11 protein-coding genes are annotated in these 16620 nt (G+C 36.2%); 7 read left to right on the top strand and 4 right to left on the bottom strand.

Translation table 11 applies throughout. The features are described from left to right. Entirely contained in the window at positions 1-2016 is a 2016-nt protein-coding gene (locus tag EZ456_RS13525; RefSeq protein WP_131530982.1) for a fibronectin type III domain-containing protein, read from the top strand. 576 nt (positions 2017-2592) lie between these two features. Here the strand turns inward: EZ456_RS13525 and EZ456_RS13515 are convergent. From EZ456_RS13515 to EZ456_RS13505, 3 genes are all read right to left on the bottom strand, one after another. Then, on the bottom strand, positions 2593-3480 hold the full coding sequence (locus tag EZ456_RS13515; protein WP_131530980.1) for a phytanoyl-CoA dioxygenase family protein: 888 nt from the start codon (positions 3478-3480) through the stop codon (positions 2593-2595). 299 nt (positions 3481-3779) lie between these two features. Next, on the bottom strand, positions 3780-4142 hold the full coding sequence (locus EZ456_RS13510) for a nuclear transport factor 2 family protein (protein ID WP_131530978.1): 363 nt from the start codon (positions 4140-4142) through the stop codon (positions 3780-3782). Positions 4143-4665: 523 nt separating this feature from the next. Beyond that, a complete protein-coding gene (locus EZ456_RS13505; protein WP_205945090.1) occupies positions 4666-5355 on the bottom strand; it encodes a phosphonatase-like hydrolase in 690 nt (229 codons plus the stop codon). 1250 nt (positions 5356-6605) lie between these two features. Here EZ456_RS13505 and EZ456_RS13495 point away from each other — a divergent pair. Then, positions 6606-7133 (top strand): hypothetical protein, encoded by a 528-nt coding sequence (locus EZ456_RS13495; RefSeq protein ID WP_131530976.1) that lies wholly within the window; start codon positions 6606-6608, stop codon positions 7131-7133. Here EZ456_RS13495 and EZ456_RS13490 read toward each other — a convergent pair. Continuing rightward, on the bottom strand, positions 7126-7584 hold the full coding sequence (locus EZ456_RS13490) for a MaoC family dehydratase (protein WP_029274701.1): 459 nt from the start codon (positions 7582-7584) through the stop codon (positions 7126-7128). The two genes, EZ456_RS13495 and EZ456_RS13490, sit on opposite strands and share 8 nt — an antisense overlap. 520 nt (positions 7585-8104) lie before the next feature. Between EZ456_RS13490 and EZ456_RS13485 the strand changes: the two genes are divergently transcribed. The 5 genes from EZ456_RS13485 (at position 8105) to EZ456_RS13465 (ending at position 16330) form a co-directional block, all read left to right on the top strand. Continuing rightward, positions 8105-10495 (top strand): TonB-dependent receptor, encoded by a 2391-nt coding sequence (locus EZ456_RS13485; RefSeq protein WP_225876543.1) that lies wholly within the window; start codon positions 8105-8107, stop codon positions 10493-10495. A gap of 217 nt (positions 10496-10712) precedes the next feature. After that, positions 10713-11153, top strand: a complete 441-nt coding sequence (locus EZ456_RS13480; protein WP_131530972.1) for a PaaI family thioesterase — start codon at positions 10713-10715, stop codon at positions 11151-11153. Positions 11154-11316: 163 nt separating this feature from the next. Beyond that, entirely contained in the window at positions 11317-11496 is a 180-nt protein-coding gene (locus EZ456_RS13475) for a hypothetical protein (RefSeq protein WP_131530970.1), read from the top strand. 188 nt (positions 11497-11684) lie between these two features. Continuing rightward, positions 11685-14855 (top strand): SusC/RagA family TonB-linked outer membrane protein, encoded by a 3171-nt coding sequence (locus EZ456_RS13470; RefSeq protein ID WP_131530968.1) that lies wholly within the window; start codon positions 11685-11687, stop codon positions 14853-14855. A 17-nt stretch (positions 14856-14872) separates the two neighbouring features. Further along, positions 14873-16330 carry a RagB/SusD family nutrient uptake outer membrane protein gene (locus tag EZ456_RS13465; RefSeq protein WP_131530964.1) on the top strand — a complete coding sequence of 486 codons (1458 nt, stop codon included), beginning with the start codon at positions 14873-14875 and terminating at the stop codon, positions 16328-16330. Positions 16331-16620: the final 290 nt, after the last annotated feature.

Here is a 16620-nt window from a genome sequence, read left to right as displayed (position 1 = left end):
ATGAAACCGTATAGAATTCTAGTAGTTAAAAGTTTCTTGATGATGCTTTTCGTACAAATTGCTTTACAGGCCAATGCTCAAAAGGAAGGTAAAGTTGCCTTTAATGGGTATAAAGGCAATTATATATACAATTTATTTAAGCCTGCTTCTGCCGAACACCCAGATGGAGATGTAATTGCTTTTCGTTTAGATCGGAAAGCACAAAATGAATCCAATTGGCAAGAGTTATATAAATTTAGTACCCCTTCTAATTACGAAGAACTAAAAAATAATTATCAGGCAGCAAAAAACAAAGTTTTTGAATACAATCCAACTACTGCTTATACGGCAGATGAGGTGTGGCCGATATTTAAAAAGAAGTTTAATTACGATTCGCTTTCTGTTTATCTTACTCAACAGCCATTGGCAATTGCATTTAATATTTTATTGGTTGATACTACCGCGAAACATAATGCGGTTTATCAATACAGGGTAATACAGCTTAAAAGAGATGGAACCGAACAGCATAAATATACCTCATCACCTGTTTCTGCTAATGATTTTTTTATAACCAATAAACCAAAAAGGACCTATAGAAAAACTACTGGAGATGTATTTAGAATAGAATGGAGAGCCAAGGCTACTGCAGAATTACCTGAGGTATTATTGGTGAAAAGAAGTGATGGCGTTAAAATGCCTTTCAATAGAATTTTAACAACATATAATATTGAGCACCGTGGTGATAGCATAATCTACACTGTGGAAGATAATCAAGTAAGTAAAGATGTGCTTTATCAATATAGCATTAGTCCGGTAAACCGCTTTGGTGGTGGTGCAAAAATAGTATCAGATACACTTCAGGTGGCATCTTTAGATCAACAGATGTTAATACCTAAAATATTTACGGCAACTGCCGATTCTACCAATAATAGCATAAAATTAAATTGGGCTTTTATAAAGCCGGATTATGTGAGTGTAGTAAATGTTTACCGCTCTACAGAGTATGAAAGCGGTTATAAACTTTTAGCCTCAACCGCTGGATACAGTTATATTGATAAAACGGTTATACCTGGCCAAAAATATTATTACTATTTAGTAGTTGTAGATAAACTCGGAAGGGCTACAGAAAGAGGAATTAAAATTTACGGCTTAGTTCATCAAATCAAACCATCAGATCCACCGGCAAATGTTGTTGTTAAAAATGTAAACAAACATCATGTAATTAGTTGGACAGATTACAATAATGATACCCGTGGATACTATGTATATCGTACCAATGAGGTTGGGGGCGACATGAAACCGATTACAGAAATGATCTATTTTGATGCGAAGGCCAAAAGAAATTACGTTTATATCGATACAGCAGATAATTTATCACCAACCGTTGGCTATGCCCTTGTTACTGAAAATTTAAGTAACACCAGAAGCGTTTTTTCTAAAATATTTTACCTTAGTAATCCGAATTTTAGCATTGCGGCACCGGTTATCGTAGATTTCAAAAAAGATGGAAAAGGTATTTACCTTTTTTGGCAAGATACAACTGTTGTAAAACAGGTATCTGGTTATAATATTTACAGAAAATCTGGAAATTCACCTTATGTTAAAGTTAATAAAACACCTGTTCTAGGTTTTAAAAATACATTTAAGGATGAATTTCTCTTTAATGATGTTGAAGTGAGCTATAAAATAACCGGTGTAACCAGTACCGATAAAGAAAGCGGATTTAGCAATGAAATAACGGTAAGCAGTAATCAATTGGTTTATGCTCCAAGTGCATTAAAATCGTTTACTGGTAAAGATAATAAAAGCATTATTTTACAATGGCAACCTTCGCAAAGTGAAGTGGCTAAATATGAACTTTACAGATATGTTAGAGGCGCAGATCCTACAAAGATTGCCGATATAGATGCGAAAATTTTAACACACACTGATGCCACTTATGATAAAGGAAAGATTAACTATTATTTTATTAAAACGATAGGAGTGAACGGTAAAACGTCTTTACCATCTGCAGAAACGTATGTGGGTAACCGTTAAGTTAGCAATTGTATGGCTTAAAGAATTGATAATTCGGGAAAATAAATTTTCGCTCAATATTCGGTCTACATTTGTAGGCCGTTTTTTATTTTTTAGATAAGGGTACATAATCCATCGCCATATCGGCCACTTTCTCGTAGGCCCAAAACCTTCATACAAAAGTGAGCGGGAATCGTAAATACCGTCATTCTCGTAAAAACGAACGCCTTCGCCGGTTAAGTTAGCAACAGAAATTTCATTTTCGGGTACATCTAAGGGGCTAAAACTAGAAACCGGTATTAGAATAGGCCAGAGATTCTTTTTCCTTAGTGTATTGAATTAAAAGGTACCTCGGAAGTAGAAAGAATAAGCCCGGAAATAGGTCTGTTCAATAAACTGTTTCATTGATTATATTTAAAACTTTACCATCGGCCTGTGTGCTCACAGAACGAAAAAAAAGATATTTAAGATTCCAGATCAGATTAAAGACAAGGCAAAGCGATGAATACTCTGTGTATCAGTGCTTCCGTGGCTAAATGCAAGGTATTCAAGGTTAATTAATCAGCACATAAAGCATTAAAAAATGAAATAGTGCGATTAAAGGCTACCGGCAGAAAATATCAAAGGAAAAAACTGCCCTTCCATTTTATGCCCTGCCATAATAGGCGCTACTCCTTTAAGTAAGGCTTCGTTGGTATTTGATTCGGTACCATCAGTAAATACATTTAAAACGAAAGCGCTTCTTGAACGTGGTGATTTATTTTGGAAGGAGCCATGAACCATTAAAGGATGGTGAAAGGTGGCATATCCCTTTTTAAGTTCGATAGGAACAGGATTAAATTCGGCCTTCTGCTCTTCTGTTGAATACTGCATCAAGCCCTCCATATCACCAGCTAAATCTGGTTTATCCAACAGGCCCCAGTTATGGCTTTTAGGTACATAATATAAACAACCGTTTTCTGTGGTTGCATCATCCAATCCAACCCAGCAGGTTAAATGTTGCATGGGGCCGGTGCGTGTCCAATAAGAATAATCCTGATGCCAGGCTACAACTCCTCCGTGTTTTGCGGGTTTACAGAACAACTGATCGTGCCAGAAACGTACACTTTTATTGCCTAAAATTTGACTGGCCGCCATTGCAAAAGCGGGATTCCATATTACATCATGAAAGCTTTCGGTAATGCGCCAGGCGCCCAAAGCATGAAATAATACTGAATTAGGATCTGCAGATTCATTACTGTGAAACTCATGAAACAGCCCATTCAATGGGTGTGCAGGATCTACAATTTCCGCTAATTCTTTGTTTAACCGCTCAACCTGCCATTCCTCCAATAACTTTATATCACTAACGTATCCAAACGTTTTAAAAAAATCAAGTTGCTCGTTGCTGAGCTTGTAAGGTTCCCACTCAGAAGCTTTAGTGGGCCATTTAAATAGGTCGGAAATGAGTTGATGTTTTTTTGAAAGGTCTTGCTGATTGGGCATTGTCATCAATTTTATACGTTTTATGGTTAGAAATTGCTCATTTATTTAAAGGTAATAAAACATTTTCCTTCATAGAACAGGCAAGGCAAATTGATTCTAATTATTTTTTACTCACTAAGCGGTGTTTTACGATTTAATGAGTTAATGCTATATAACCAATTTCAGCTAACACGTCATACATATTTAACACTGAATTAATAATCGGTCCTTAGTTTTGTGGTATAAATATTTGGTTAGTATTTATAAGTTTAGGTTAGTTGATTATAAAAGCCCAGATGGATATCTGGGCTTTTTATATTTTAACCCATACGATAGAAAAACTCGTCGGCTACGATTTTCCCATCTTTAACCTCATAAACGCAGATCTCACTCATCGCCATTCTTCCATGAGCTTTATAAGTGGCATCAATGTTCATTACAATAGCAAAATGATTTTCTGCTACAATTGGTTCTGAGCACGAAGAGCTATGTATCTCTTCAACACTTTCTTCCCATTGTATGGTTTTCTTTTTAACAGCATCCTTGCCTTCTGTTAATTCCATTGGTGAGCCTTTTGGCTCTTTGCTTACAACGTTGTCGGCGTAAAGTTCATCAATGGCCTGTTCGTGTTTGCCTTCGCGGCAAAGCTGTACCAATTTGTCAGCTACTTCTTTAGTATTCATATGCTTATATTTTAGTTATGATCTAAGTTATCTAAAAATAAACGCTTTGCCTGTTTAAAAGGTTTTAAGTTTAGGTTAACTTGAAGTGTTAACGAGGAAGATTGCAGTCATTAAAATTCGTGATCGAAATTAGCCTTACGGATTAACTAGAATAATATAGATCACAGAACAGGTAAAACATCTTTCGCAGGATTCACCATTATCTTTCATGTCTATTTCCTGAATACAATATGCGAATAATTAGCGTGCTATTACCGTTTTAAAGTATGTGAAGCCAAAGAAATTATTTCGATTTACATTATATATTGAATCATTATGTAGGCAATTTTAAGATATTACGCTATATAAATGAAGTGGGTCAGGAAGATTCAATGAAGGAAGAGGGATTACTATAATTTTATTATAAAGGCTTCTGGTATAACACCAAAAGCCTTTTGTGTCTAATTCAAGTTGTTTCTCCCATTGATTCAATGTTACGATTAAGGAAACCGGAAGCTTATGCGATTAGTAATTATTTAATGATTTAGTTCTGTTTGGTTACCATGGCCAGGATATCCATTAAATTGTCTATTACCGCGTCAGGTTTAGCTTCTTCTAATTGTTTCTGCGTATGTGCTCCTGTGGTAATGCCAATGCTTAGGCCGCAACCTGCATTTTTACCTTCTTCAATATCGATACTTGAATCTCCAACTTTAACAACTGATTTACCGTCGGTAAGACCATGTTGTCTCATTGCCAACAAAATCATATCAGGTTCAGGCCTGTTCTGGCCAACTTCCGAAGCAGTAACGAGCGTATCGAAGTCGGTACCTGCCTTCCAGCCAAGTCTGTTCAGGATAGCCTCTGCCGTAACCCTGTCATAACCTGTATTAAGTACCGAAATTATTCCGTTTTTTCGAAGTTTTTCAAAAAGTTCAACCGAACCTGGCTGGGGTAAAATTTCCTCAGTTTCATAAGCCAGCTTCAGTTTGCCAATAAATTCTTCATATATATCGAAAACCGTTGCTTCATCAAAAGAACCTTCGTAAGTTTTAAGTACCGATCTGATTGCTTCTTTCTTTTCCTTTCCGGCTGCAACAGCCAGAACCTGATCAAGGGTATAAGAAAAACCAGCGGCATTTATTGCATTCATTAGTGTTTTATAAACTAGGTTGTTTTCGTTCACTGTGGTGCCAGCCATGTCGAATACTACCATCTTAATTTCAGGGTACATTTGCTTTCTATTAAATTAGATAAATTAATTTTTTGAACTTTTGTTGTCAAATATACTATCGGTAAATTTACTAAACAAATGTTTAGTAATAGTTAACATTTATATAAACATTTGTTTACTTTAGCTAAACATTAAAAGTCCATTTTTGCTTTATTGTTCATACAACTTCAAATGGACTTTTAAAGGGTATGTTGCTTCGTTAAATGTACCGTCTAGCACCATTGGCTAGATCAGCTTTTGTATGTTTATCGGCTAGCCAGTTTTTTACTTCATTTATTTTTGTCGGGTCTTCTATGTGAACAACCACATAAGAACTTAAAGCACCATGGTGTTTTACATATGGATCTGTAATGGGGCATATTGCCCTCAAGCCACTTCAAAATTTCGCGATAAGCATCGTTTCAATAAATAACACATTGGGCGATCCATCGGCTTAAATTTTAGCATTCATAACATGATCGGCAGTGGCGCCAATTACCGCACCAGGCTCGAGCATTTTAATTTTATACATGGATCATTAAAAATGAGCGCTGGTTTCTAGGTATTGATCATGTGATAATGAGTATGGTTTGTTTGATATTGCAAAGCTTGATATAAAAATGTTGTTCGTTTCTAAAATGATGCACTTCTATTTTTTTTATCTGCCCCGAATATGATTCGTATGTAATATAGTCACCCTCCCGGAGCGTTTGAAGCTCAGCACGGCTGGTTGATTTTTGTATTCTCATGTTTGTGATAAACTGGCTCCTATAATAGGACCAACATTAAGGATTGCTGAAAGAGAGCGCCCTTTTTAACAGGAAGTTTCACCCCATTATTTGTCAGTAATAGCTTTTATTTACGCACCTAAAACATAAGTTACGCTAGTTTTACGCATACATTAAAATTATTTGTTTAGTGCCGAAAATAGTCATCTAAAAAAACATTTTTTGTAATTCAGTAACCTAAATAACCAAATTGAAAGTTGAAATTGCGCTTATATGTTTATAAATGAAGTTAATCATTAAAACAACATAATTGCAAGCAAGAGTATACTTTTCTAGAACACATCGTAAAAAATGTAAAGCAAATTGTTCAGTAATTGTGAAGTTCAATAAACAGTTAATTCCATAATTTGCATTTGATTAATTGTTGAACATGAAAATAAAATTTTGCCGCTTTTAAGGTTTGTTTTATTCATTTGTACTAGTTGCAACTCAAATAAGAATTTAACAGTTGCTCCTATTATCTGTACAAGTATATCTGAGCAAATGAAGGATGGCAACCAGTTAATTAATGCACTTTTAGCCGATCGGTTTAGTTACAATAAAGCACTGATTGAAGATGGTTTTAATTTAAAAAAACAGCTTCCAAAACCCACAGCAATCATAAACAATACTCTGCTCAAAACCATATCGTTCAATGGATTAAGTTATTTAGTTGAAGATGGCAAAGTTGTTGACATTAAAGGGGTTAATCTATCCGCATCAACACTATCTATAATAACCGAAAAGTTAGCAGACTTAGATCAGATTCAGCAGTATTGTTGCGAAAAAGTAAATCTAGAATACCTACAGAAAAATCGCAATCTGAATGCTATAAAAACACTAGATCGTCAGTATTTTGCAACACTTAATTCCTTAAAAAATATTACTTCAAACATAGCAGTCGAAGCCAGGAAACGAAATGCATCTATATCAATAGGAAATGTCGTTAGCCAAAATCATTTGCCCGATATCAATATTCTCGGTATGAAAACTATGGGTATTATGTTGCCAAAATTGAATGATTTTATATAAAATGGTATAAGAATACCACATCACCCACATATGCTGGTTTAGGTTGGTCTTTAATCACAAGAGTAGCTTGAATCGTAACTTTAGTTATCCCCCTCAAATTGCTAATGCAATTTAATTTTGCTTTTAACTGCACTTCACTATCCACTAAAACTGCCTGACCAAATTTAAAACGTTCAATACCATAATTGATTTCCATTTTAATATTACGTACATCTGCAATCTGCTTCCATAAATAAGGAATTAAAGACAAGGTTAAATATCCATGTGCTATTGTTGCTTTAAATGGTCCTTCATTTTTAGCTTTTTCTGGATCGGTGTGTATCCATTGATGATCCAAGGTTGCGTCGGCAAATTTATTGATCTGTTCTTGGTCTATAGTATGCCATTGCGAAACGCCTAGTTCTTTACCTAGATGAGATTCATACTCTTCGAAATTATTAATCACCAACATATATTCTGTTTATAGGATTAGTACTGTTTTAAAAACTCCTTTAGGATAACAATCCTTCAGGTATTATAAGTTTTATTCACGCTTATGTATCCAATGATAATCATAATAACTGTTTGTTTAAGGGGATACGGATAAAAATTTTTTAAAAAACTTCGTTTAATATCGCTTTAATTTTTAGGTTATTTATAATCAGCTAGATAAGCATTCTCGCTGTTCATTGAATTTTTAAAAAATAATTTTGCGGCTAAAAACGAAAATAATCCTAGGCTAAATGTTAGAACTCCGAATAGAACGCCTAATATACTCGCTTTTCGCTCACCGCTAAACGCTTTTATATTTGTTTAAATTCATTGATTTTAAGTGTGTTAAATATTATCTAAATATTTAATTTGATATATTTAAAATAAAATTTAGATTTGTCTAAAATTATATTTAGACAAATCATTTTATACTCATGAAATCCCTATTATTATATTGCTTCTGTTTTTTTATATCGCTAAATACCATCGCCCAAAAGGTTATGATTAAGGGGGTAGTAACCTCTCAAAATGAACCTGTAGAAAATATCACCATTAAAATTTTAGGAACTAACGGATCAACAAAATCGAGTAGTTCAGGCATGTATCAATTAAGCGGAATTCCTTCTGGAAATTGCGATCTCGTTTTTTCAGGTATTGGTTATCAGTCAAAAAGAATTAAGGTAACCTTAAAAGGAGATACAGTCTTGGTTAATGCCGACTTATTAAGTTTAGCATCAGATTTAAGTGATGTGGTGATTACGGGCGTGAACCGGGCTACACAGCTACGTAAAAGCCCTGTACCCATTGCCGTACTTTCTAAAAAGTCAATGGATCAAAATGTAAATACAAACCTGATCGAAGCCATTGTTAAAGGGGTACCAGGCATTACAGCTGTTACCACTGGTCCAAATGTTTCTAAACCATTTATTAGAGGTTTAGGTTATAACCGTGTGTTAACTTTATATGATGGTTTAAGGCAGGAGGGGCAGCAATGGGGCGATGAACATGGAATTGAGGTAGATGAATATGGCATTACCAGGGCCGAAGTAGTAAAAGGTCCTGCCAGCTTAACCTATGGTTCTGATGCCTTAGCCGGGGTAATTAATATGATTCCTTACACCCCCAATTTTGAAGATGGCAAGTTGAAAGGCGATTTTACCGCAAACTACCAAAGCAACAATGGCATGATTGGTTCTTCGCTTGGGCTGGCTTACATTAAAAACGATTGGAAATATACTTTTAGAGCGACCGGGAAAACGGCACATAGTTATGAAAATAAAATAGATGGTCTGGTTTATGGAACAGCTTTTCGGGAATACAATTTGTCGGCTAGCGCTAGGGTAGATAAAGCCTGGGGTTTTTCTAAAACTGCCATTACCTATTACGATAATTTAATGGAAATTCCTGATGGTAGCAGAGATTCTCTATCTAGAAAATTTACCAGACAAGTATTAGATGATGGAGATGATATCAAAAACAGACCAATTGTTGCTGATGGTGATCTGAATAGCTACTCAATTAATCCCTTGCATCAGCACATCCAACATTATCGGTTCTATAATACCAGTCAGTTTAAATTTGGAACGAGTGATTTAAATTTATTAATCGGCGGGCAGCAAAGTGTTAGGAGAGAATATAACCACCCAACATTGCCAAGCCAGGCTGGACTTTATGTAGTGTTGAACACTTTTAATTACGATCTTAAATACAACCTGCCAGATTTTGCCGGTATCGAAAGTACCATCGGGGTAAATGGCATGTACCAGGGTAACAGGAGCAAGGCTGCTACCGATTTCCCAATTCCGGATTATGATCTTTTCGATATCGGTGCTTTTTATTTCGCAAAGAAATCGATGGGAAAAGTAGATGTTTCCGGAGGGATCAGGATAGACAGGAGAAATATAAATTGGGGCGATTTTTATGTAGGTACTAATGCACAAACCGGTTTTGGTAAAGAGGTGAGCTCAACCGATGCTACCGGAAAATTGCAATTCCCTTCATTTGATAAAAACTATTATGGCTTATCAGGAAGTTTGGGTCTAACTTACAACATCTCTGAAAAACTACTTATTAAGGCCAATATTGCCAGGGGCTACCGTGCACCAAATATTACAGAAATTGGTTCTAACGGATTAGATCCCGGTGCGCACATTGTGTACTTGGGTAACAGAACCTTTAAGCCGGAGTTTAACCTTCAGGAAGATATTGGCATTATTGCCTACTTAAAAGATGCAGATATAAGTATGGAGCTGTTTAACAACAATATTCAGAACTACATTTATCAATCGCGCTTAACCGATGCCAATGGAAATCCTGTGGTTATAGTCCCTGGTAATTTAACTTATCAATATCAGCAGTCAAAAGCCAGGTTGTATGGTGCAGAAATTTCGGTAAATCTACACCCCTCAGCGATGAAATGGTTAAGTTTCAACAATAGCCTGGCATATGTGGTTGGGTTGAATCAGAACCAGGAGCTCCTAAATAAACACGGTAGGGAAGCCAAATATTTGCCTTTTATTCCGCCATTGCAGGTGAGAACGGAGATCAAGGCAACTGCACAAAAACCTATAGGTATTTTTGATAAGCCTTATATTAAAATTGATGCTGCTTTTTTCGCTGATCAGGATAAATTTTATGCTTTGGATAATACCGAAACCTTTACTGCAGGTTATACTTTAATTAATGGAGGAATAGGGTCAACGCTGAAAACTAAAAAAGGAAAAACTTTATTCGATATTTTTCTTCAGGCCGATAATATTTTCAATATCGCCTACCAATCAAATTTAAATAGATTAAAATATTTCGAATATTATAACCGTTCGCCCAATGGCCGATCAGGAATTTACAATATGGGCAGGAATTTGAGTTTCAAAGTGATCATTCCAATTTAGGAATAAAAGAACTATAACAAGGTTGTGGTAATCATGTTTTAGGGGTTAATGTTTCGTTTAGAAAATGGGAGGTATTTATATCTTCCATTTTCTTTTAAATACCCGATTAAATCTTCTCTCTGTTAGCCTTTCCATTCTATGGACTATGGACTATGGACTATGCCCCATTTTACCTACTTTTACCTCATCCATCTTACATCATAACATTTTACCTCATATGGAATTCTCTTTAAGCGAACAGCGTTTAAATTTTTTAAGGCAATCAATTGGCAAGGTAATTACCGATTCGCCCTCTAACTTTATGAATTGGCTGGCGCCGGTTTTAATCAAAGCAGAAAACGGCGTATTGGTTTGCCAGTATACCATCCGTAAAGAAATGACCAATCCATATCAAATTTTACATGGTGGGGTAACTGCAGGCATTATTGATGATTTAATTGGTGCAACTGTTTTTACGATGGGATTAAACGAACGATATACCACGGTAAACAATTATATTGATTATTTTGCCACTGCAAGCGAAGGCGACGAAGTTATTGCGGAAACGTCGATTGTAAAAAGAGGACGAACAATATTAAATCTGCAATGCGAGATATTTTTACCTTCAAAAAAGCGTTTAATAGCTAAAGGCTATTCGAACATGTTAAACATAGGTTAAGCCTTTTCAGGTAGTTTAAGAATTAATTGTTAATTCCTTTAAATTAACGAAACATTCTCGTTTATAATTTGTTGTAAATTAACCAAAAATATAATGAGCCATGTTAGAAAATTATTCCACCCTGCAATTCATTGTTAGAGGCAAAATTTTTAAGGGATTTTGCATGCGTATTCAAGATGATTTTCACGAAACTTATGCCGTTGTTTTAGATGGTTACCACTCTTTTTGTATCTGGTTAGACAACAAATCAGAAAAGTGGTGTGCTTCTAAAAACGTAGCGATTGATCCTGATGCTATTGATGAGATCATTAACAGGATCTCTATTCCTCAACCATCTTGCTAGTATTTCGTAATAAAAATGTTGCAACATAAATTCTGGCGCTAATTTGCAGGATTTTGCTGTTTTATGCGGCATTTTTCCTTTTTTATCGTTTGTAATCTCTGTAACACGAAGTTCATAATGGATTTTGATTGGCTAAATTGTGTATTTTAACAACCACTTAACTAATCAATTAACCTAAATCTTTCATTATGAACAAAAAATTACTAATGTTATTAGGGATTTTAACTTGTTACGTAGTTTCCTATGCCCAAACAATTGTAAAGGGAAAGGTAACAGACGAAAGCAATGTTGGCATTCCAGGAGTAAGTGTACTGCTTAAAGGCAGTACAACGGGCTCTTCTACCAGTGGCGATGGTACATACAGTATTACCATTCCCTCAAATAATGCTACACTGGTTTTTAAATCAGTAGGCTTTGTTACTCGAGAAGTAGCTGTTGGCGGGCGCTCGCAGGTTGATGTTACTTTATCAGGTGATGCAAATAAACTAGATGAGGTAATGGTGATAGCTTACGGTACAGCTAAACGAGGCAGTTATACTGGTTCTGCTGCTGTAATCGATCAAGATAAAATAAAAGACGCACCATCTACCTCCTTTCAAAATGCCTTAGCAGGTAGGGCTGCAGGTGTGCAGGTTACTGCATCTTCTGGTCAGGCAGGATCAACCCCTAGCATTCGCATAAGGGGAATAGGATCTATAAATGCGTCTAATGATCCTTTATATGTAGTTGATGGGGTTCCGGTTGTTTCGGGTAATATTGGCCAAGGAAGTGATTATACCTTCTCTACCAATAATATTATGAATACCATAAATCCCGCTGATATAGAAAGTATAACCATACTTAAAGATGCCGCTGCTTCTTCATTGTATGGTTCACGGGCCGCTAATGGCGTAGTGTTAATCAATACAAAACGCGGAAAATTAGGGAAACCTAAAATTGAATTTAGAACATCTTTAGGTTTAACGCCAACTTGGGCCACCGATAATTATGAAACAGCTGGCGTACAAGAGCAAGTAAATATGTTATATCGTATTTTCCATGATGTACGTACTTCAGCTAGTCAGAGCGAGGCGGCAGGAAATACTTATGCCTTAACGCAACTAAATACTAGGTTTAACCGTCATGGCTATCGTTTTACTACTGATGGAACAGGTCTAAATGCAAATGTGAATATTCTTGGTATGACCGATGGAATAGAGAACCGCGAAGGGCGGTATTTTGATTGGGAAGATGCACTTTTCAGAACAGCGAAATACCAAACTAACGATCTAGCTGTAAGTGGCGGTGATGAAAAAACGAAGTATTATTCTTCATTTTCTTATACCAGAGATCAAAGCAGAATCAAAGTGAACGATTTTGACCGATATTCGGGAAGGATTAACTTAAGCCAAAAAGTGGGTAAGTTTGTCGAAATTGGTTCTAACGTAAGTATTACCAGATCGGCCCAGAGCGGTTATAACGATACCCGTAATACCGGTTCAAATAGTTACTTCCAAACGAGAAATCTTTTATGGCCACTATATTGGCCTACCGATTATAAAACTGGTCAGCCTTTTACAGCCAGATACGGAAGTTTAGCACAGAATAACATCTACTATGATAATCAATGGGATAATAAATCGGTTACAAAGAGATTTGTGGCCAATCCTTATATTCAGGTAAATGTACTGCCTGAGTTAATAGTGAAATCTGTATTTTCTTATGATAACTCTCAGGTTAATGACCACATTTATTATAGTGCGCTTCATTTTAATGGCTTAACCAATAATGGAAGCATAAATGAAATTACAACAAACTATAATAAAATGGTTTCTTCCAGTACAGTTAACTACAGCAAACAATTTGGATTACATTCTATTAGTTTATTGGCGGGTTTTGAAGCTGAAAAAAATGTGGTCGATTTTCAAAGGGCTACAGGTGTTGATTTGGGTAGCAGCGAATTACAAAGTGTTTCAACTGCTGGTACTACTTCATCTTCAGCATATAATTGGGGGAACTCTATCGTTTCTGGTTTATCTCGTTTAGAATATAGTTTCAACCAAAAATACTTTATCACTTCTTCTTTGAGAAGAGATGGATCATCAAGGTTAGGCGATATTAATAGATGGGGCACATTTTGGTCTGTTGGAGCCTCATGGAAAATTAATAGTGAAGATTTTTTAAAAGAGGTATCATTTCTTGACAACTTAAGATTGAGGGGGTCATATGGTACAAATGGGACATTACCATCCAATAACTACGACTGGCGTGAGTTGACTTCATTTTCTAGTAAATACTTAGGCCAACCTGCAGCATTGTATGCTTCGCTTTCTAATCCTTTGTTAACATGGGAAAATAGTTACTCAACAAACATAGCCTTGGAGTTTGGTCTATTTAAAAGGATTACCGGTACCGTAGAGTTTTTTAATAGAGATACAAAAAATCTATTATTGGGTGTTCCGGTATCGATGACCACAGGATTTAGTTCCACATTAAGAAACATCGGGGAAATTAACAATAAAGGCATCGAATTTGATTTGAATGCTAATCTGATTAATAAAAATGGGTTTAAATGGGATTTAGGCATTAATGGATCATTTACAAGGTCTAAAGTAACCAAGTTGTACAAGCCTGAAGGCACAGCACGTGGAAATGATATTATATGGAACGACCCTACAGGTGGAGATGCAAGGGCACAGTTTCTGTATAGTGAAGGTTTATCAATGCTTAGTTTTTATGGTTATGAATGGGCTGGTGTAAATCCTGAAAATGGTAAAAATGTTTGGTATCTAAATGGAGCAACACCAGCAACAGGAACTACCGACTTTAATGGCAGACCTGCAACTTACAATTATAATGATGCCAACAGGGTAGTAATCGGCGATGGTAATCCAGATGTTTTTGGTGGGATTAATACAGACGTTGAATATAAAGGTTTTAGTTTAGGCTTAAACTTTATCTACAAATTGGGTGGGCAGATTTATGATGGTGCTTATAAGGATGTAGCTGATGATGGTTACTATTGGGAAAGAATCAGATCGCAAAGTTATTACGACAATATGTGGACTCCACAAAATACCTCAGGTACGCAGCCAAAACTTTCTGGAAATGACCTTACCGATGCGATGCAGTACAGTTCACGTCAATTACATAGCGCTAGCTTTTTAAGATTGAAAAATGTATTATTTGCTTATCGCTTTCCAGAGAGGATAGCATCTAAACTTGGTGCCTCAAATATTAGAGCATATTTTAATGGCTCTAACCTGCTTACATTTTCTAAATACAAAGAAGCAGATCCTGAGGTTGGAAATTATAGTACCAGAGGTTGGGAAACTCCGTTTGGAAAGACCTACACTTTTGGTTTAGAAGTTAGTTTTTAATATAGGAGATTCAAAATATGAAAAGAATAAATATACTACTGATCAGTATCTTCATGTTAAGCATACTATCATGTAAAAAGTTTTTAGATATGACGCCGAGTAATTCGGCCGATTCGAATAAGGCCATCCAAACACCGAGAGATGCACAGATCGTAATTAACGGTGTGATGAATCAGATGACAGATGCCTCATATTATGGAAGAAATTTCTTTCTATATGGCGATGTTAAAGGAGGAGATATGACTGTTTACTCGCAAGGTCGGGGCTTAGATGCATTATATAATTACAATCAAAATGCCAATACCAATAGTTTTTCTGGTTTTTGGTCGCAAATTTATTTTTGCATACTACAAACCAATTATTTACTTGAAGAAATAGTCAAACAAGAGGCTTTAGGCGCTACTGGTTTTGCTTCCTACAAGGGGCAGGCCTTAACTGCCAGGGCATTAATGTACTTCGATTTGGTGAGGTTGTATGGTAAAGCATATACTGATAATAATCAATCTTTTGGCGTTCCTTTAATATTAACAAGGCAAGGGTACGAAGCACAACCATTACGATCGACAGTAGAGCAGGTTTACAATCAGATTGTTAAAGATTTAAATGATGCAGCGCCATTGTTGCCAAAAACAAAAACAAATGGTTATATCAACTATTATTCAAATAAAGCCATCCAGGCGAGAGTATACTTATACATGAATGATATGCCGAAATCGCTTCTAGCGGCCGAAGAAGTTATTGGCGCCTCAGCTTTATATACATTATATACAAATGCAAATTGGGTCGATTCATGGAAAAGTCAATATGGATCTGAATCTATTTTCGAATTAGGTGTTAATCCTTTAGAGAACGATCTTGGCGCGGCTTCATTAGGCGTTTACCAGCGAAACAAGGGAGTGGGTACAACATCAGCGTTAGGTTTTTTCTATTCCAGTACAGACTTTTTAACCCGCTTAAATCAAGGAGCCAGTGATATACGACGTGGAGTAATGGCTCGGGATGAAAGTTCGGCGACAAGGTTAGGGGCCTTGTATAAATATAGTGGTAGCACAACCTTAGCTGGTGATAAAAGCACAGCGAATAATACAGCAGTTAACATTAAACTAATCCGTTTATCTGAAGTTTATTTAATTGCAGCCGAGGCAGCCCTTTCTACAAACACAACAAAGGCTGCCAATTATTTGAATGCCATACGTCAAAGAAATCCTTCTGCAGTACCAGCTACTCCAGCTACGGTTACGCTCGACATGATTTTAGATGAAAAAAGTAAAGAATTATATGGTGAAGGTCAGCGTTTCTTCGATTTAATCCGGACCAATAAGACAATTACCTATAATGATGAATTCGGCGGATTAACGATTAGCACCAGACCAAAAACAATTGATAGGACATTTAATAAAACAATTCTTCCAATCCCGCAGACGGAAATAAATGCGAATCCTGGAATAAAGGCACAGCAGAATCCTGGTTATTGAGCGACATGAATGATTTGCGTGAGCAAATCAATGCTGTCTGATTGATGAGGGAGGGCCCCTCGGTATCGGCTTACAGGAGCAGGTACCAAACCTCCTCTAAGCTGCTTGGATTAAGTGTCCTGGTAGTGAGCGTTAGAGGAAAAGGCATCTTAGAGGTGTCAGGTGAGTATAAAGAAGATGAATGCAAATGAACTGCCGAAGAGGCGTCGAAAGGATTAGATGATGTCAAAACTAAAGTACAGTAACACTTTATTATCAGCAGAGAGGATGACCTGTTTACCGTCTCTGTG

The organism is Pedobacter psychrodurus (genome assembly GCF_004331735.1).
Lineage (GTDB): Bacteria > Bacteroidota > Bacteroidia > Sphingobacteriales > Sphingobacteriaceae > Pedobacter > Pedobacter psychrodurus.
Note: the sequence above shows the minus strand (reverse complement) of the source record. Positions and strands in the feature narration are given on the sequence as shown.

Coding starts and splice junctions, on each gene's coding strand:
- EZ456_RS13465 (WP_131530964.1), top strand. CDS start 14,873: ATGAAAAGAATAAATATACTACTGATCAGTATCTTCATGTTAAGCATA.
- EZ456_RS13505 (WP_205945090.1), bottom strand. CDS start 5,355: ATGTACCCTGAAATTAAGATGGTAGTATTCGACATGGCTGGCACCACA.
- EZ456_RS13470 (WP_131530968.1), top strand. CDS start 11,685: ATGAACAAAAAATTACTAATGTTATTAGGGATTTTAACTTGTTACGTA.
- EZ456_RS13495 (WP_131530976.1), top strand. CDS start 6,606: ATGAAGGATGGCAACCAGTTAATTAATGCACTTTTAGCCGATCGGTTT.
- EZ456_RS13490 (WP_029274701.1), bottom strand. CDS start 7,584: ATGTTGGTGATTAATAATTTCGAAGAGTATGAATCTCATCTAGGTAAA.
- EZ456_RS13485 (WP_225876543.1), top strand. CDS start 8,105: ATGATTAAGGGGGTAGTAACCTCTCAAAATGAACCTGTAGAAAATATC.
- EZ456_RS13515 (WP_131530980.1), bottom strand. CDS start 3,480: ATGCCCAATCAGCAAGACCTTTCAAAAAAACATCAACTCATTTCCGAC.
- EZ456_RS13475 (WP_131530970.1), top strand. CDS start 11,317: ATGCGTATTCAAGATGATTTTCACGAAACTTATGCCGTTGTTTTAGAT.
- EZ456_RS13510 (WP_131530978.1), bottom strand. CDS start 4,142: ATGAATACTAAAGAAGTAGCTGACAAATTGGTACAGCTTTGCCGCGAA.
- EZ456_RS13480 (WP_131530972.1), top strand. CDS start 10,713: ATGGAATTCTCTTTAAGCGAACAGCGTTTAAATTTTTTAAGGCAATCA.
- EZ456_RS13525 (WP_131530982.1), top strand. CDS start 1: ATGAAACCGTATAGAATTCTAGTAGTTAAAAGTTTCTTGATGATGCTT.